Here is a 17036-nt window from a genome sequence, read left to right on the forward strand (position 1 = left end):
CGGCGCATGATGGCCCGGCGTAATCGGCCCACCCGGATGTTCATCCAAAGCGGGAAAAAGGGGGCATAGGCCCCCTCTTCAACACGATGCGGCTTAACTGCCCGCCGCAACCGCTACTACCTTACTCAGCAGCGGCGTCAGTGTCGGCTGAAGCCGATTCTTCGGTCACTTCAACGAACTCGTCCGGACGACCTTCCTTCGCACGACCACACGCGTCAGCAATCGCTTTCACGTAGATCTGAATAGCGCGAATGGAGTCATCGTTACCCGGGATAACGTAATCAACGCCATCAGGGTTAGAGTTGGTATCAACCACGCCAATAACCGGGATACCCAGTTTGTTGGCTTCGTTGATCGCGATGCGCTCGTGGTCAACGTCGATAACGAACAGTGCGTCCGGCAGGCCGCCCATGTTCTTGATACCACCGATAGAACGCTCAAGCTTATCTTGCTCACGCGTTGCCATCAGGACTTCTTTCTTGGTCAGCTTGTCGAACGTGCCGTCTTCGCGCATGGTTTCAAGTTCGCGCAGACGCTTGATAGACTGACGAATAGTCTTGAAGTTAGTCAGCATACCGCCCAACCAGCGATGGTTGACGAACGGTTGATTAACGCGATTCGCTTCTTCTTTGATGATCTTGCTAGCGCTACGCTTGGTGCCAACAAACAAAATTTTGTTGTTGGATGCCGACATCTTCTCAACCACGTCAACGGCTTCGTTCAGCGCCGGAAGAGTGTGCTCAAGGTTGATGATGTGAATCTTGTTGCGTGCGCCGAAGATGAATTTGTTCATCTTCGGATTCCAGTACTTAGTCTGGTGACCGAAGTGAGCACCTGCTTTGAGCAGGTCACGCATATTAACGTGAGACATGGTAAAACTCCTGAAACTCGGGTTAGGCCTCCACGCACCCCATGGATCCGACCATTGACCACGTATAAAACGTTGTCAGCGGCACCCGGGACCATGTGTCGGTGCATGTGTGTTTTCAAGGCTTGCTATTAAGCAGCGTCTTCAAAGTGAACCCGCTGCGGGTTGTTCGCCTTGCCATGATCGCCTACTCACCATAAAGAAGCGAGCGAGCGATTGCAGGAAAGCGCGCGGCTTTATACCATAGATCATTACCAAGATGAAGTCACAGCCCGTGTTACGATCTTTATTTGTCACTTAATACTGTCGCTTTAACGCTGTCACTTACTACCTCAGCCTGAACCCATATCGAGAATTCATGAACGTTCCTATCAAGACACCTTCAGAAATCGAGAAAATGCGCGAAGCCGGGCGCCAAGCCGCCAGCGTGCTGGAAATGATTGCTCCTTACATACAAGAAGGCGTAAGCACCGGCGACATTGATAAGCGTTGTCACGACTATATTGTTAACGAATTGGGCTCGGTTCCCGCTCCGCTCAACTATCACGGTTATACCCACGCCACGTGCATCTCGCTCAACCATGTGGTGTGTCATGGCTTTCCGGATTTTAGTAAAAAACTCAAGAAAGGCGACATTCTGAACCTGGACATTACCGTCAAAACCCCCGACGGCTATCACGGTGACTCCAGCGCCATGTTTATTATCGGCGAAACCATACAGGGCGAGCGTTTGTGCCGGATTACCCAGGAGTGCTTGTATAAAAGCATTGCGCTGGTAAAACCCGGCGTACGCCTTTCAGAGCTTGCGCGAGTGATTCAAAAGCACGCCGAAGGCCATGGCTACTCGGTCGTTCGTGATTTCTGCGGCCACGGTATTGGGGCAGGCTTCCATGAAGACCCCCAGTTCCTGCATTACGATGGTTACGCGCCAGACGCCGATATCGCTCTGGAGGCCGGCATGTGCTTTACCATCGAACCTATGATCAACGTGGGTGGCTACAAAACCAAAGTTCTGCGCGATGGCTGGACCGCCGTTACCAAGGACAAGAGCCTCTCAGCGCAATGGGAGCATACCTTGCTGGTCACCGAGACCGGGGTTGAAGTACTGACCGCGCGTAGCGATGAAGACTTTAGTTTTTTAGATAACTAATGCTCCTCCACCACCACCGGTTCGAGCCGGATACGTCGCTTTACGACCTTGATGCTTTTCGTACAGAGCTATCCGGCTCGCGCTCACCCATAGCGCCGTTTAAAACGGCGCTTCGTGAGCTCCAGGCCAAGCTGGATGACCGGTTTCGTGCGGGCGCCGATATACGCGATCTGGTGCGAGGGCGTGCCTGGTATTTGGATCAACTGCTCGCCATTGCCTGGGCGCAGCACGCCTGGCCAGATGAAGGCATCGCACTGATTGCCGTTGGCGGCTATGGCCGAGGGGAGCTGCATCCCCATTCGGACATCGACCTTCAACTACTGCTTGAAGATGACGACGACACCGCTTACCGCGAACCGCTCACTGCCTTTATCACCTTTTTATGGGATATCGGCCTGGAAATCGGCCACAGCGTACGTTCATTAAACGACTGCGAACGTGAAGCCAAAGCGGACGTCACCGTCATCACCAACCTGCTTGAATCCCGACTGATTGCAGGCCCTGCATCACTGCGCGAAAAAATGCGCGAGCGCTTAAGCGCCGAGCACATTTGGCCGGCCGACCGTTTTTTTGAAGCCAAATGGCAAGAGCAGATTGCTCGCCACTACCGTTACAACAATTCCGAATACCACCTTGAGCCTAACCTGAAGAGCTCGCCTGGCGGCCTACGCGATATTCAGATGATTGGCTGGGTCGCTAAGCGCCACTTCGGTACGGAACAGTACACCGACATTGTCGCCAATGGCTTTATGAACGATGCCGAGCTGCGTATCTTAAGCCAGGGCCAAGCGTTTTTGTGGCAAGTGCGTTATGCGCTGCATATGTTGACCGACCGCGCCGAAGACCGCCTGCTGTTTGATCACCAGCGCACGATTGCTGAGCTGTTTGGCTTTAAAGATACGCCCGAGCGGTTAGCCGTTGAGCAGTTCATGAAGCGCTACTATCGCCACGTAACGGCGCTGGCCGGGCTTAACGACATGCTGCTTCAGCACTTCGACGAAGTGATTTTGCGCGGCAAAGAGGCGCTGGAAACCATCCAGCTCAACGAGCGCTTTGAAACCAAGGGCGGCTATATTCAAGCACGCTCGCGCACGCTGTTTCGCGAGCAGCCAGAGGCCATGCTGGAGCTATTTCTGCTCATGGCCAGGCACCCGGAAATCGAAGGCGTACGGGCGGACACCATTCGCTTGATTCGCGACCACCGCCATCAGATTGATGATCACTACCGCGATGACCCTCACCATCAGCGGCTGTTTATGGAAATACTGCGCGCCCCCGGCAACGTACCGCGCCAGCTCCGGCGTATGAACCGCTACGGCATATTGGGCAAGTACCTGCCCGAATTTGGCCGAGCCGTAGGATTGATGCAGCATGATCTGTTCCACATCTACACCGTGGATGCGCATACGCTGCGTCTGCTGAAGTTTTTACACGGCTTTCGCAAACCCGATGCCAAAGATGACTTCCCCGTGGCGGCTGCGCTCATCCACCAGCTTCCCAGGCTGGACATTTTGTGGATAGCGGGCCTGTTTCACGATATCGGCAAGGGTCGCGGGGGCGACCACTCTGAAATCGGCGCCAAAGACGTTACGCATTTTTGTCAGCACCACCATGTTTCAGCCCACGATACAAAGCTTGCCAGCTGGCTGGTCGAGCACCATTTGCTCATGTCGATGACCGCTCAGAAGCGCGACATTAGCGACCCTGACGTCATTCGCGACTTTGCACTGATCGTGCGTAACGAAATGCGCCTGGATTATCTTTACGTACTCACCGTGGCCGATATTAACGCCACCAACCCCACGCTTTGGAACGGTTGGCGGGCATCGCTTTTACGCCAGCTATATGCTGAAACCAAGCGCGCCTTACGCCGCGGGTTAAAAAATCCGCCGGACCGTGATGACTGGGTGCGGGAAACGCGCTCTGAAGCGCGTTCGCTACTTCAAATCATGGGGCTTGGGCGCACGCAGATTGATGCACTGTGGGAACCGCTTGGGGAGGACTATTTCCTCCAGTACGCGCCCAGCGAAATTGTCTGGCAAACCCAAGGCATCCTCGCGCATAACGCCTCTCCCTTGCCGCTGGTATTAATCAGCGCACCGACGCTTGATATGGCAGAGGGCGGCACTAAAGTGTTTATCCACACACGCTCGGTGGATGACCTGTTTGCCGCCACCGCCGCCGCCATGGAGCAGCTCGGGCTTTCCATTCATGATGCCCGCATTGCTACCTCGCGCAATAACTGGACGCTAAACACCTTTATTGTGCTGGATAGCCACGGTCAACCGATTCGCGACACGGCGCGTATCGAAGAGATGCGCCAACACTTAATCGAAGAGCTGGATGACCCAGACGACTACCCAGAAATTGTGACCCGCCATACGCCGCGTCAGTTAAAACACTTCAAGGTACCCACCGAAGTGCTGATTGAGCAGGACCCGGCTAACGAGCGCACACTCCTTGAGCTAACGGCCCCTGACCGACCTGGGCTGCTGGCCCGCGTAGGGCGTATTTTTATGGAGCAGGGTATCGCCCTTTCGGCGGCCAAAATCGCCACGCTGGGCGAGCGTGTTGAGGACGTTTTCTTTATCACCACGAAAGCAGGCGAACCCTTAACCGATCCGATACGCCAGCAAGAGCTGCGCGAGCGATTAATTGAGGTGCTAGGCGTGTAAACACTTAAAGACGCCGCGCCCCGTGGTTAAATTTGAGCCAACCCCGAGGCTTGCTTATAATCGGCGCTTAGCCTGCCGTTTAATACGCCTGCAGGGCATGCTCTCAATAGAACGCTCTCAACGGATACGCCATGAATTCTGATCTCGCCGCCCTACACCCTTATCCGTTTGAGAAACTGGCCGGCCTCAAAGCTGACCTTACGCCGCCTGCCCATTTGGCGCATATTCCCTTAACCATCGGCGAGCCGCAGCACGCGCCCTACCCAGCAGCGCTTGATGCGCTGGTGAAGCATCAGCTTGATATGGCACGTTATCCGGCCACCAACGGCCTGCCAAGCTTACGTGAGGCACTCGCTGAATGGGCGACCATGCGCTTTAAGCTTGCGGGTCTTGATGCCGAGCGCCAGGTACTGCCGGTTAATGGCACGCGTGAAGCCATTTTTGCGTTTGTACAGGCCGCACTGGACCGTACTCGGCCTGCCAAGGTGATAGTGCCCAACCCGTTTTACCAGATTTATGAAGGTGCGACGCTGTTGGCTGGCGGTCAACCGATGTATTTAAACTGCACGGCCGAGAATGGCTTTCGGCCAGATTTTGCCAGTGTCAGCCCCGACACCTGGCGTGATGTGCAAATCGTATTTATCTGCTCACCAGGCAACCCGACCGGCGCGGTTACGTCAATGGATGAGTTTAAACAACTGATTGCGCTGGCCGACGAGCACGATTTCATCATTGCTTCTGATGAGTGCTATTCCGAGCTTTACCTGAATGAAAACGCGCCACCGCCGGGGCTATTACAGGCTTGCGCTGAGCTTGGTCGTAACGATTACCGGCGCTGCGTCGTCTTCCACTCGCTCTCCAAGCGCTCCAATCTGCCGGGCTTGCGCTCTGGCTTTGTGGCGGGCGATGCGGACATTCTTACGCCGTTCAAGCGCTACCGTACCTATCATGGCTGCGCCATGTCGCTGCCGGTTCAATATGCCTCAATAGCAGCCTGGCAGGATGAAGCGCACGTACGCACCAATCGCGATGCGTACCGTGAAAAGTTCAGCGCCGTGGTAGAGGTACTGGCCCCGGTGATGGACTTCCCAACGCCAGAGGCAAGCTTTTACCTGTGGCCCGCTGTACCAGGTGGGGATGATATCGGTTTCACCCAGCGACTTTACACCGAGCAACACGTTAGCGTGCTGCCCGGCAGCTTGATGGGCCGTCCTGATGCTCAGGGCATTAATCCAGGCACGGGGCGGCTACGCCTAGCCCTGGTGGCGGAGCTTGCGCCCACTCTGGAAGCAGCGCAGCGTATCCGCCAGCTTATTGAGCGCGGTTAATTCACCTTTTACGGCACGAACAGCTCGAAAGGAGATACCATGTTTACACTCTATGTCATTGATACCTGTGATACGTGTCGTAAGGCGCGCAAAGCGCTGGAAGCGAACGGCGTGCCTTTTAAAACCCATGATTTGCGTAAAGATGGTCTTTCGGCGAGCCTGCTTGAGCATCTTTTGGAGCGGGCACCACTGCTGGAAGTCGTCAACAAGCGCAGCAAGACCTGGCGCGACCTTCCCCAGGAAGACAAAGACAGCCTGGATGCTAACTCTGCGCGCCAGCTGTTGCTCCAACACCCAACACTGCTTAAACGACCACTGCTGGATACCGGCAGTGGCGCCTTAAAAGTAGGTTATCGCGACGGCGATTACGATAAAATCAGTGGCTGATCCAACGCTACTATTTTGCTTATTTTTGAATCAACACTTTGTTATACCGCCGCTTTTACGTTAGCTAATGACCCGGTTAACAACGTTATCAACAACAGGATGAACTTTTATGCTGAGCTTTGCGCTTGGAATTGGCACGCAAAACACTCAAGGCGATTGGCTGGAAATTTACTACCCGGCACCGCTCTTCAGCCCGCAGGAAAGCCTGATAAATGCGGCCAAACAAGCGCTTGATGCGCCGCATGGCAATGTCGCCGTTAGCTTTTTGCCAGAAGATTGCACCCGCTTAGCCAAGGCGCTTGAGGCAGCCGGGCACCCTGAACAGGCTGAGCTTGCTGAGTCGCTGGCCGCCAGCCAACGCCCATTGGTAGCCATGTTCCTGGAAACGGATCAGGCTCCGCAAACAGCGCCAGAGGTATACCTTAAGCTGCACCTGCTTTCGCATCGTCTGGTCAAACCGCATGGTCTTGACCTGACCGGCATGTTTGGCCTGCTGCGCAATATTGCCTGGACCAACGAAGGCGCCATCGATATCGAAGAGCTGCCAGCGCGGCGCCTAAAAGCCCGCCTCGCCGGTCGTGCGCTGTCCGTCGACTGTGTCGATAAATTCCCCAAAATGACCGATTACGTTGTGCCGACCGGTGTACGCATTGCCGACACGGCGCGGGTACGCTTGGGCGCTCATTTGGGTGAAGGCACCACGGTAATGCATGAAGGTTTTGTTAACTTCAATGCAGGCACCGAAGGCCCCGGCATGATTGAAGGCCGTATTTCAGCGGGCGTGATGGTCGGCAAAGGGTCTGACCTGGGCGGTGGCTGCTCCACCATGGGTACGTTATCAGGTGGTGGCAATATTGTTATCAAGGTCGGCGAAGGCTGCTTGATCGGTGCCAATGCCGGTATCGGCATTCCGCTGGGCGACCGCTGCACGGTGGAGTCTGGTTTGTATATCACCGCAGGCACCAAAGTGGCCTTGCTGGACGATCAGGGCAACGAAGTGAAAACGCTGGCGGCACGTGAACTGGCGGGCCAAAACGACCTGCTGCTACGCCGCAACTCTAAAAATGGCCGCGTCGAGTGCCTGACCAATAAAAGCGCCATCGCGCTAAATGAGGCGCTGCATGCCCATAACTGAGCCTGACACGCTGTCGCCCACGCTACAGCTTGCCTTTGATCTGCTCAGCCGCCCGTCAGTGACGCCGGATGATGAAGGCTGCCAGGACGTAATGATCGAGCGCTTAACAGCGCTCGGTTTTCATATTGAGCGTATGCCGTTTGGCGATGTACAGAACTTCTGGGCAGTACGTGGCCATCACGGCCCGGTGATTGCCCTTGCGGGTCATACCGATGTCGTGCCCAGCGGGCCACCGAACGGCTGGGAATTCCCGCCGTTTTCTCCCTGTATTGACGATCACGGTATGCTTTGTGCCCGTGGCGCCGCCGATATGAAGGGCAGCCTGGCCGCTATGCTAACCGCCGTGGAGCGTTTTGTGGCTCGCTACCCCGACCACGATGGGCGTATTGCGTTTTTAATCACCTCCGATGAGGAAGGCCCTGCGGTGGATGGCACTCGCGCCGTGGTCGAGCAGCTGCGCGAACGCAATGAGCGGCTTGATTACTGTATCGTCGGCGAACCCTCCTCTACCGAGCACCTTGGCGACGTGATCAAGAATGGCCGCCGCGGCTCGCTGGGCGGCGTTTTACGTATTCAGGGGATTCAGGGGCACGTGGCCTACCCGCACCTGGCGCGCAATCCCATTCATCAGGCGATGCCCGCGCTGGATGCTCTCGTCAATGAGCACTGGGATGGGGGCAATGATTTTTTCCCGGCCACCAGCTTTCAGATTTCCAACCTGCGAGCGGGCACTGGGGCGACTAACGTCATTCCCGGCGAAGTAGAAGTGGTATTCAACTTCCGCTTCTCTACCGAAGTCACGCATGAGCAGCTAAAGGCACGTACAGAGGCGATTCTTGACCAGTACGGTCTGGCATATCAGCTGGACTGGACGCTGAACGGCGAGCCGTTCCTAACCGCAGAAGGCGAGCTGGTCAACGCGGCCGTACGCGGTGTAGAAGCCGTTACCGGCAAGCGCCCGACACTATCCACCAGCGGCGGCACGTCTGATGGGCGTTTTATTGCCACATTGGGTGCTCAAGTGGTGGAACTTGGCCCGCTTAACGACACTATTCACAAAGTGAATGAGCGCGTACGCGCTAGCGACCTGGATGATTTGAGCCGAATCTATGAGGCAACGCTTCAGGCCCTACTCACGCTTGATGAGGTCAACGTATGATGGAGCGCTACCCGGACATTGAAGTGTATGTCGCCAGCATTTCACTGGAAGCGCTTAACGCATGGCTTGCCAGTGCGCTTGCTGCACCGCCATTAAGCCCTGCCGGCAAAGGCAAGTGGAAAACCCATGGCCAACACCAGGGGAAAGAGGTGCCCATACTGTTGGTCGAAAAAGCAGCTGACCGCTTTGCAAGCTTATGGTTTGACAGTAGCCATACGCCCTGGATGACCGACCAGGAGTGCGCGCAACACGCCGCAGAGGCGCTGCAAACGGAAGTGCGCTGCTCGCTTGGCGGCTGGCATCCAGGCGATGACCCTGACCGCTTCTGGCAGGTGCTACCCGGCGGAAAAGAAGGCGCTATTGAGTGGCCCGATTCAGGCCGCTAACGCTGCCTGAAAAAAGACGGCATAAAGACGGCTTTTTGAAGTACTGTTCTTAAAATGCAATCGACCCCGCCGGGGCGGGGTCGATTATGTTCACATTGATACTACGCTTATGGACATGCTACTCAATAATGCTCACATCATCGGCCTGTAAACCACGGTCATTCTTCATGACGTGGTAACGCACAATTTGGCCTTCTGCCAACATACGCGGGCCACGCCCCCGGATAGCACGAAAGTGAACAAATACATCTTCGCCATTATCACGAGTAATAAAGCCATAGCCTTTATTGGTATTAAACCACTTTACTTCACCCTCTTCCCGACCGTCGTTGGGATCGATGACGTCTTCCTCTTCATCGTCCCTTTCGTCGGCAGGCTGGGGCTGACGCGGCGCAGCTTTAACACGCGTGTCGCCTGAGCTTTCTACTTTCGGTTTAACGACTAGCGGCGGAGCTAGAGCAGCCGACGCTAACGTACCTATAAATAAAACGATGAAGCTGCCCAAGGCAACGGCAATGTAAACACCACTGATGCCGCTAATGGCTAGCTCTGCCTGCCATAAATCGGCCAGAGGCGCGTTGGTTAAATGAACAATCCCCGCCAGCAAAAGCGGCGTGGGGGCGGCTAGTAATACACTGATTAAGAAACAGCGAAACACAACTTTTGGATTCATAGATGATAAAAGCTCTCTTGTTGTATGGGTAACGAACGAAAGACAATACCCGAACTACCAGGCCCATTCCTAACAGTACCGGACATATTACACAAGGTTGCCATGTTACCATGACACAAGACTTTTCTCCTGCTGAGCTAAATCAACTTTTCGAAAATCTCGAAAGCCGCCTGGCCTACCAGGAACACTGGTTGGACACGCTTGACCAAGCGGTTGTCCAACAGGAAAAGCGGCTTGCCAAGCTAGAACAGCTTAGCGCATTAATGCGTGAACGCCTGCGTGAACAGCATCAAGCGTTCCAGGCGGGCGACCATCAGGGGGAAAGCCGCCCTGAAGATGAGGTGCCACCTCACTATTAACGATGACAAACATTAAAACCCACTGTCGAGTCCTGAGGGTTAGCGCCTCTGATCGGAAATGCGTACTTATCGTGTTGCCGCGCTTGCTGGGGCGATACACGCCAAACCAAAGGCATCAGCAACGGCCTGGTAGGTCACTTGGCCAGCATGGACATTGAGCCCTGGCAGAAAGTGGGGATCATCGCTTAGCGCCTGCTGCCAGCCTTTATTGGCCAGCGCCAACACGAAGGGCAGCGTGGCATTGGTGAGACCGAGGGTTGATGTGCGTGACACGCCGCCCGGCATATTGGCCACACAGTAATGAACAATTCCATCCACGATATACGTGGGCTCAGCGTGGGTGGTGGGCTTGCTGGTTTCAAAGCAGCCGCCCTGGTCGATCGCTACATCCACCAGCACGCTGCCTGGCTTCATATCGCTAAGCATAGCGCGGGTAATCAACTTGGGCGCCGCCGCACCAGGTATTAACACGGCGCCAACAATCATATCGGACTCGCGCACGGCGTTATCCAGCGCATCAGCGGTGGAATAAACCGTTTTGATACGCCCCTGGTAGCGGCGATCCAGAACATCTAGCCGCGCCAGTGACGTATCCAAAATAGTGACATCCGCGCCCAGCCCCAGTGCCATTCTCGCGGCGTTTTCACCTACGACGCCGCCACCTATTACGGTGACGGTTGCCGGTGCAACCCCCGGCACGCCGGGCAACAGAACGCCAGCGCCCCCTTGGGCTTTTTCCAGGCTATGCGCCCCTGCTTGAACAGCCATACGCCCGGCCACAGTACTCATTGGCGCAAGCAGCGGCAGCCCACCATTGGCATCCGTAATCGTCTCATAAGCGATACAGGTAGCCCCGCTCTCCATTAAGCCCCGCGTCAGGGCTTCTTCCGCTGCAAGGTGCAAATAGGTAAACAGCGTATGCTGGGAAGTGAGACGCGCAACCTCTTCCACCTGGGGCTCTTTTACTTTAAGAATCAGCTCGGCATTTTTCCACAAGGCGCCGACATCACTTTCGGTCTGCGCACCCGCAGCCTCATAGTCGCTATCGCTAAAACCTGCGCCCTCGCCTGCGCTTGCCTGCACACTAACGGTGTGGCCACGCTGGGCAAGCTCACGCACGCCGGTGGGCGTTAGGGCGACACGGTACTCGTGGTTTTTGATCTCTTTGGGGACGGCAATCTGCATAGCGATCTCTCTTTTTGTGCGTAAGGTTAAACGGCTGTCTTAGCATTACAGCACAGCTCAAGCGACCCACCACCTCCTTAAGCACAAAACAAAAAAACGCCGGTTAAGGCGTTTTACAGAAGTAAAAATCCAGCGTTTGAGGGTTTTATACCGAAAATTTAACGTCACTCTGTTATTAAGGCCCCGCCGTAGATTCTCTGATACTCCTCTGGCAGGCGCTTGGGGCGCCCGCTTGAAAGCGCAATACACGCAAACCGGGTGCGCGCCTGGAAGAGCGTTTTGGCATCTCGCACCCGCTTAAGCTCGAAACGTCGGGTAAGGCTAAAGCGCCCATCACACGCGACGACCCACGTCGCTAATTGAAGCTCATCACCCGCAAAGGCAGGAGCAAGATAGTCCAGCTCATGGCGATGTACGGCCAGGGCGCGGTCCAGCTCGCGGTAGCGCTCAATGGAAAGCCCCAAGGCTTCGGAGTGGGCCCAGCTAACCTGCTCAACCCAGCGCAGGTATTCGCTGTTATTCACGTGCTGATAGTCATCTATCGCCGCTTCGCTAACATGAATATCGATCACAAAGGGATCGGGTAACGCCCACTCCATTGCTCTGCTCCTTGTGTCACTATCTTGCTAATCCAGCTTGCCCACCCAGCCTAATGGCTCAATGGGTTAATCGCGAAACACGCGTACGCCCAGCGCTTTAAGATAAGCGGTTTCTGGAATAGCCGGGTGAACGGGGTGATCTGGCCCTTGATGGCCCTGGAAGATCACCTGCCCATGACGATCCTGATGGCGTACCGCGCCTCGAACGACATCTACCAAGCGATCTGCCCCCAAATGCATGGAGCACGACGCTGAAAGCAGCAGGCCATCGCGGCCCAGCAAACGCATCGCTTCGCGGTTCAATCGCGCATAGGCCCGCTCGCCATTAGGAATATCCTTACGCTTCTTGATAAACGCAGGCGGATCCAGAATCACCACGTCGAACTGTTCGCCGTCGGCTTTCAGCGCTGCCAAAGCTTCAAAGGCATCGCCTTCGCCAATGGCGACCTGCTCTTGCACACCGTTTAGCTCAGCATTTCGCGCCACTTGCTCAAGCGCGGGGCCTGAAGCATCGATACACAGCACCTCAGAGGCGCCACTGGCCGCCGCTTGGACACCCCAGCCACCCACATAGCTAAAGACATCCAGCACGCGCTTGCCAGCCACCTGGTGGTTCAGCCAGGCGCGGTTCTCGCGGTGATCAAAGAACCAACCGGTTTTCTGACCGTTAAGCACCGGCACGGCAAAGCGTATGCCGTTCTCTTCGATCAATACTTCGTCGGGCAGTGTGCCTTTCACTACATCGACGTGAGCTTCCAGCCCTTCCTGACGACGCCCGCCGGTATCGTTACGGAACACGATGACGTCAGGCTTAACCACTTTCTCAAGCGCATCGACAATCTCATCGGCCAGCGCCTGCATGCCGGCGGTATTTAGCTGAACAACCAATACATCACCAAAACGGTCAATCACCAGACCTGGCAACAGGTCACCCTCACCGTGAACCAAGCGGTAAAAAGGCTTGGCATATAAACGCTCACGCAGTGACAGCGCTTGATTGAAACGGTGTACAAACAGCGAACGATCCAGACGCATGTCCGGATCACGGGACATCACGCGGCCCGCAATCAGCGAGTGCGGATTAATATACGCCACGCCCAGGACTTTACCGTTAGAGGCCTCGACCAACGCGGTTTCGCCAGCAGTGAAATTCTTAAGCGGCGTTTCTTTAATATCCACTTCGTTGGAGTAGATCCACAGATGGCCTGCTTTTAAGCGGCGATCGGCGTTTTTATTTAAGCGCAGGCGTTGAGTCACAACAGTCTCCAAAAGCGTAGACAACAGATAACAAAAGGGTGATCAGCTATCAATGCTGACAGCCAGGGCAAAACACACTGGCGCGCTGGCCAAGCGTAATACGCCGAAGCTCCATACCGCAGCGTAAGCAGGGCTGGCCCTGGCGCCCATAGACATTTAACCGCTGAGCAAAATAACCAGGCTCACCCTGGCCGCTCACAAAATCGCGCAGCGTGGTACCACCTTGAGTGATAGCCGCCGCCAATACTTCTTTCACAGCCGCCGCTAACTGCTCATAGCGGGCAAGAGAAATACGCCCAGCTGCGCGGCGTGGGTCAATACCGGCCATGAACAGCGCTTCAGTGGCGTAAATATTTCCCGCGCCTACCACAACCCGGTTATCCATTAAAAAAGGTTTTACCGCCACGCGCTTGTTACGCGAAAGCGTATATAGCCACTGGCCATTAAAGGCCTCATCAAACGGCTCAGGCCCAAGGTGGACAAGGCGCCGGTCTGCCGTCCCATCGCCTAACTGCCAATCCACAAAACCAAAGCGGCGTGGGTCATGATAGCGCAGCACATAGCCGTCTGCGGTGACCACATCGACATGATCATGCTTTTTGGGTATATCACCCACTTGGGCAATGCGCAAACTGCCCGACATTCCCAGGTGCCACAGCAACGTTGCATCGTTTGGCGACTGCTTCACGGGGATTTGCAGGTATTTGGCACGCCGAGTCAGGGTGCCGATACGCGCACCTACCAAACGCTCAGCCAAATCGTCAGGCACCGGAACACGCAAGCGCGGCTGACGAACACGCACCTCGGTAATTTCCTGGCCTTCCAGATAGGGAGCAATACCACGCTTGGTAGTTTCGACTTCGGGCAGTTCGGGCATGAAGAGAACCTGATTAACGATAGAGATATCGACAGGATAGGTACTTACAAGGCAGGCAATGCGAAGCCACTATAAGTCGCCTGCATCTACAAACCCCATGTATGCAAAAACCCGGCACGGGCCGGGTTTTTCAACAGGCGCTCGCCTGCAGTGGAAGCCGATCATCATCGCTTACGCGATTACTTGATCTTGGCTTCCTTGTAGATAACGTGCTTACGGACAACCGGGTCGTATTTCTTGAATTCGAACTTATCCGGCGTGTTCCGCTTGTTCTTATCAGTGGTGTAGAAGTGGCCTGTACCGGCACTGGACACCAGCTTGATCTTATCGCGCATGGTTTTACTCTCCCAAAAATGCTGTCTTAGATGGCGTCGCCGCGCTTACGAATATCAGCCAGAACCGTCTCGATACCTTTCTTGTCGATGATGCGCATGCCCTTAGAGGAAACGCGCAGCTTGACGAAGCGGTTTTCGGCTTCAACCCAAAAACGATGGGTGTGCAGGTTCGGCAAGAAACGACGACGTGTCTTACGCTGGGAGTGTGAAACGTTATTACCAGTTACCGGACGCTTGCCGGTAACCTGACATACTTTGGACATGAGAGCCTCCAACCGCTTGGCCAGGGTATAAGCCTGAGTGTTCAAAACTGTCGGGCAAACCGGAAGAGAGGGAGTCGACGCCGTTAACCGCCTAGCTGTACCCAAATCCGTTATTCAACCCAAGTTTAAAGGTGGCACTTTATACCAGAGCACTCGACCACCAGCAAGCAAAACCGTCTAAAAAGGCGTAAAAAAGCCACTTTTTAGGTATTTTACCTAGACAGCTGACATTAAATGCCTGCTCTCTATCTACTGCCTATAGCCAGCCGCGCTCAGCAAAAGAGACCACGTCTCCATCTCCCACCACGAAATGATCCAATACGCGTACGTCAAAGAGGCCAAGGGCCTCTTTTAAGCGTTCTGTAATACGACGATCAGCATCGCTTGGCTCAGCCACACCGGAGGGGTGATTGTGGGCCAGGATAACGGCGCCAGCGCTAAGTTCTAATGCGCGCTTGGCAACTTCGCGGGGATAAACGGATGCGCTGTCTAGGGTACCGCGAAACAGGGATTCATAGCGAATAATTCGGTGCTGCGTGTCTAAAAAAATTACCGCGAATTCCTCATGCCCCAAATGACGCAGCTGAGAGCTCAGGTAATGACGCACCAGTTCAGGTGATGTCAGCGCGTTGCCACGTGCCAATTGGCTGGCTAAATGGCGCTTCGAAATTTCAAGCGTGGCCTGCAGTTGGGCAAACTTGGCACTCCCCAAACCGTGTGCCGCGCAAAAGCTTGTTTGGTCTGCTTCCAACAGCGGACGTAGGCCGCCAAATGCTGTGAGCAGATCACGCGCCAAATCAACCGCCGAGCGCCCCTGCACGCCCACTCGCAAGAAAATCGCCAGCAACTCTGCATCAGAAAGCGTCTGCGCGCCCATGGTTAATAGCTTTTCACGTGGCCGTTCACCCTCCGGCCAATGATTTATCCCCATCACCCTACCTCCCCACCCCAAAGACATGTACGCAAAAAGCTCAGTAAACCTAGCTTACGCATTATTTGTAGTAACATGCCAAATTAGCAAGACGAATGGTATGGTAAGCCTCTTTAAGAACGCGCATGTGGGCCCTTTACCATGGTTTCTATTTCTGCCTCTGTTACTCCAACGACGCTCTCAACGCTTGCAGGTAAACGCATTCTGTTGGGCATTAGTGCAGGCATAGCGGCTTACAAAAGCGCGCTGATCGTGCGGCTGCTTAAACAAGCCGGTTGTGAAGTGCGTGTGGTAATGACCAGTGGCGCTCAGGCGTTTATTACGCCACTGACACTGCAGGCGTTATCCGGCGAGCCGGTGCGCACATCTCTGCTTGACCCGGAAGCGGAAGCCGGGATGGGGCATATTGAGCTCGCCCGCTGGGCGGATATTATCCTGATTGCCCCCGCAACGGCGGACCTGATGGCTCGACTGGTCCACGGCATGGCGGATGATTTACTCACCACGCTGTGCCTGGCCAGTGAAGCCCCCAGGCTGATCGCCCCGGCCATGAACCAGGCAATGTGGCGCCACCCGGCGACGCAACGCAATGTAACGCAACTGCACGCTGATGGCTGGCAACTTATCGGCCCCGCTGCAGGCGACCAGGCATGTGGCGATGTAGGTCCAGGGCGTATGAGCGAGCCTGATGCTATCTTTGAGGTTGTTGCACGCCTCTTTTCAGGTGCCCCCCAAGCAGGCAACGCCCCTCATGTGGTCATTACCGCAGGCCCTACCCGTGAAGCGCTTGATCCCGTGCGTTACCTATCCAATCACAGCTCGGGTAAAATGGGTTACGCCCTGGCGGCGGCTGCGGTGGCGCAGGGTGCTACGGTTACTCTGATTAGCGGGCCTGTGGCCTTACCAACGCCCAACGGCGTCACGCGCATTGACGTTGAATCGGCCGAGCAAATGCATCAAGAAGCCATGCGCTGGGCGCCCGAGGCGGCGTTATTTATTGGCTGCGCGGCAGTGGCTGATTATCGCTCGGCATCGCCTGCCGAACATAAGCTTAAAAAGCAGGAAGATAGCGATACGTTCACGCTTACACTGATCAAAAATCCTGACATCATTGCCGATGTGGCCGCGCTGCCTACCGAACAACGCCCCTTGGTCGTAGGGTTTGCCGCAGAGACGCAGCAACTGGAGCATTACGCCCACGATAAGCTTAAGCGCAAGGGGCTTGATATGATTGTCGCCAATGACGTTTCTCAAGCGGGCTTGGGCTTTGGCAGTAATGAGAATGCCGCGCTGCTACTCTGGCGTACAGCGCAAGGCACCGAGCAGCGTTTGGAATCCCCTCAGCCAAAAACTCAGCTTGCGCAGGTCATTGTTCGTCAGGCGCTATCACTAATCTAGTCTTTAGCACCTGATTTTAAAGCTATTTTCAATATCCTTTTTACTATCGTTTTTTAAATGTTGGAGTTCTA

At 55.2% G+C, this 17036-nt stretch carries 18 protein-coding genes; 9 read left to right on the plus strand and 9 right to left on the minus strand.

Annotation, left to right across the window (positions count from 1 at the left end; all coding sequences use genetic code 11):
• Positions 1-121 precede the first annotated feature (121 nt).
• A complete protein-coding gene (gene rpsB / locus ACT3RU_RS05895; RefSeq protein WP_087110004.1) occupies positions 122-871 on the minus strand; it encodes a 30S ribosomal protein S2 in 750 nt (249 codons plus the stop codon).
• Positions 872-1226: 355 nt separating this feature from the next.
• Here rpsB and map point away from each other — a divergent pair, with 355 nt between their 5' ends.
• The 7 genes from map (at position 1227) to ACT3RU_RS05930 (ending at position 9088) form a co-directional block, all read left to right on the plus strand.
• Positions 1227-2018 carry a type I methionyl aminopeptidase gene (gene map, locus ACT3RU_RS05900; RefSeq protein ID WP_087110006.1) on the plus strand — a complete coding sequence of 264 codons (792 nt, stop codon included), beginning with the start codon at positions 1227-1229 and terminating at the stop codon, positions 2016-2018.
• Positions 2018-4693 (plus strand): [protein-PII] uridylyltransferase, encoded by a 2676-nt coding sequence (locus ACT3RU_RS05905; protein WP_087110008.1) that lies wholly within the window; start codon positions 2018-2020, stop codon positions 4691-4693. Before map ends, ACT3RU_RS05905 begins: the two co-directional genes overlap by 1 nt.
• A 131-nt stretch (positions 4694-4824) precedes the next feature.
• Complete coding sequence (gene dapC / locus ACT3RU_RS05910) at positions 4825-6021, plus strand: succinyldiaminopimelate transaminase (RefSeq protein WP_192527193.1); 1197 nt, start codon at positions 4825-4827, stop codon at positions 6019-6021.
• 39 nt (positions 6022-6060) lie between these two features.
• Positions 6061-6408: a Spx/MgsR family RNA polymerase-binding regulatory protein gene (locus tag ACT3RU_RS05915; protein WP_192527194.1), complete on the plus strand. Its 348-nt coding sequence runs from the start codon at positions 6061-6063 to the stop codon at positions 6406-6408.
• Between the two features lie 109 nt (positions 6409-6517).
• Positions 6518-7543, plus strand: a complete 1026-nt coding sequence (gene dapD / locus ACT3RU_RS05920; protein ID WP_192527195.1) for a 2,3,4,5-tetrahydropyridine-2,6-dicarboxylate N-succinyltransferase — start codon at positions 6518-6520, stop codon at positions 7541-7543.
• Complete coding sequence (gene dapE / locus ACT3RU_RS05925) at positions 7530-8702, plus strand: succinyl-diaminopimelate desuccinylase (protein ID WP_192527196.1); 1173 nt, start codon at positions 7530-7532, stop codon at positions 8700-8702. Before dapD ends, dapE begins: the two co-directional genes overlap by 14 nt.
• Positions 8699-9088, plus strand: a complete 390-nt coding sequence (locus tag ACT3RU_RS05930) for a hypothetical protein (protein WP_087110018.1) — start codon at positions 8699-8701, stop codon at positions 9086-9088. Before dapE ends, ACT3RU_RS05930 begins: the two co-directional genes overlap by 4 nt.
• A 118-nt stretch (positions 9089-9206) precedes the next feature.
• Here ACT3RU_RS05930 and ACT3RU_RS05935 read toward each other — a convergent pair whose 3' ends face one another.
• Positions 9207-9761 (minus strand): cold-shock protein, encoded by a 555-nt coding sequence (locus ACT3RU_RS05935; RefSeq protein WP_087110020.1) that lies wholly within the window; start codon positions 9759-9761, stop codon positions 9207-9209.
• Between the two features lie 110 nt (positions 9762-9871).
• Between ACT3RU_RS05935 and ACT3RU_RS05940 the strand changes: the two genes are divergently transcribed.
• Entirely contained in the window at positions 9872-10120 is a 249-nt protein-coding gene (locus ACT3RU_RS05940; protein WP_087110022.1) for a SlyX family protein, read from the plus strand.
• A gap of 66 nt (positions 10121-10186) precedes the next feature.
• Here the strand turns inward: ACT3RU_RS05940 and ald are convergent, their stop codons facing one another.
• The 7 genes from ald to radC form a co-directional block, all read right to left on the minus strand.
• Entirely contained in the window at positions 10187-11305 is a 1119-nt protein-coding gene (gene ald, locus ACT3RU_RS05945) for an alanine dehydrogenase (RefSeq protein ID WP_192527197.1), read from the minus strand.
• Positions 11306-11469: 164 nt separating this feature from the next.
• Positions 11470-11904: an acyl-CoA thioesterase gene (locus tag ACT3RU_RS05950; protein ID WP_192527198.1), complete on the minus strand. Its 435-nt coding sequence runs from the start codon at positions 11902-11904 to the stop codon at positions 11470-11472.
• Positions 11905-11970: 66 nt separating this feature from the next.
• Positions 11971-13161 carry a class I SAM-dependent rRNA methyltransferase gene (locus ACT3RU_RS05955; RefSeq protein ID WP_192527199.1) on the minus strand — a complete coding sequence of 397 codons (1191 nt, stop codon included), beginning with the start codon at positions 13159-13161 and terminating at the stop codon, positions 11971-11973.
• A gap of 49 nt (positions 13162-13210) precedes the next feature.
• Complete coding sequence (gene mutM, locus ACT3RU_RS05960) at positions 13211-14038, minus strand: bifunctional DNA-formamidopyrimidine glycosylase/DNA-(apurinic or apyrimidinic site) lyase (RefSeq protein ID WP_192527200.1); 828 nt, start codon at positions 14036-14038, stop codon at positions 13211-13213.
• A 179-nt stretch (positions 14039-14217) separates the two neighbouring features.
• On the minus strand, positions 14218-14373 hold the full coding sequence (rpmG, locus tag ACT3RU_RS05965) for a 50S ribosomal protein L33 (RefSeq protein WP_009098622.1): 156 nt from the start codon (positions 14371-14373) through the stop codon (positions 14218-14220).
• A gap of 26 nt (positions 14374-14399) precedes the next feature.
• Positions 14400-14636 carry a 50S ribosomal protein L28 gene (gene rpmB / locus ACT3RU_RS05970; protein WP_009724126.1) on the minus strand — a complete coding sequence of 79 codons (237 nt, stop codon included), beginning with the start codon at positions 14634-14636 and terminating at the stop codon, positions 14400-14402.
• A 256-nt stretch (positions 14637-14892) separates the two neighbouring features.
• Positions 14893-15567, minus strand: a complete 675-nt coding sequence (gene radC / locus ACT3RU_RS05975; protein WP_087110033.1) for a RadC family protein — start codon at positions 15565-15567, stop codon at positions 14893-14895.
• A gap of 141 nt (positions 15568-15708) precedes the next feature.
• On the opposite strand from radC, the gene coaBC reads away from it, so the two are divergent.
• Positions 15709-16965 (plus strand): bifunctional phosphopantothenoylcysteine decarboxylase/phosphopantothenate--cysteine ligase CoaBC, encoded by a 1257-nt coding sequence (coaBC, locus tag ACT3RU_RS05980; protein ID WP_192527201.1) that lies wholly within the window; start codon positions 15709-15711, stop codon positions 16963-16965.
• Positions 16966-17036 lie beyond the last annotated feature (71 nt).

The sequence above is a fragment of the Halomonas sp. TP35 genome, from assembly GCF_052375975.1.
Classification (GTDB): domain Bacteria; phylum Pseudomonadota; class Gammaproteobacteria; order Pseudomonadales; family Halomonadaceae; genus Vreelandella; species Vreelandella citrativorans.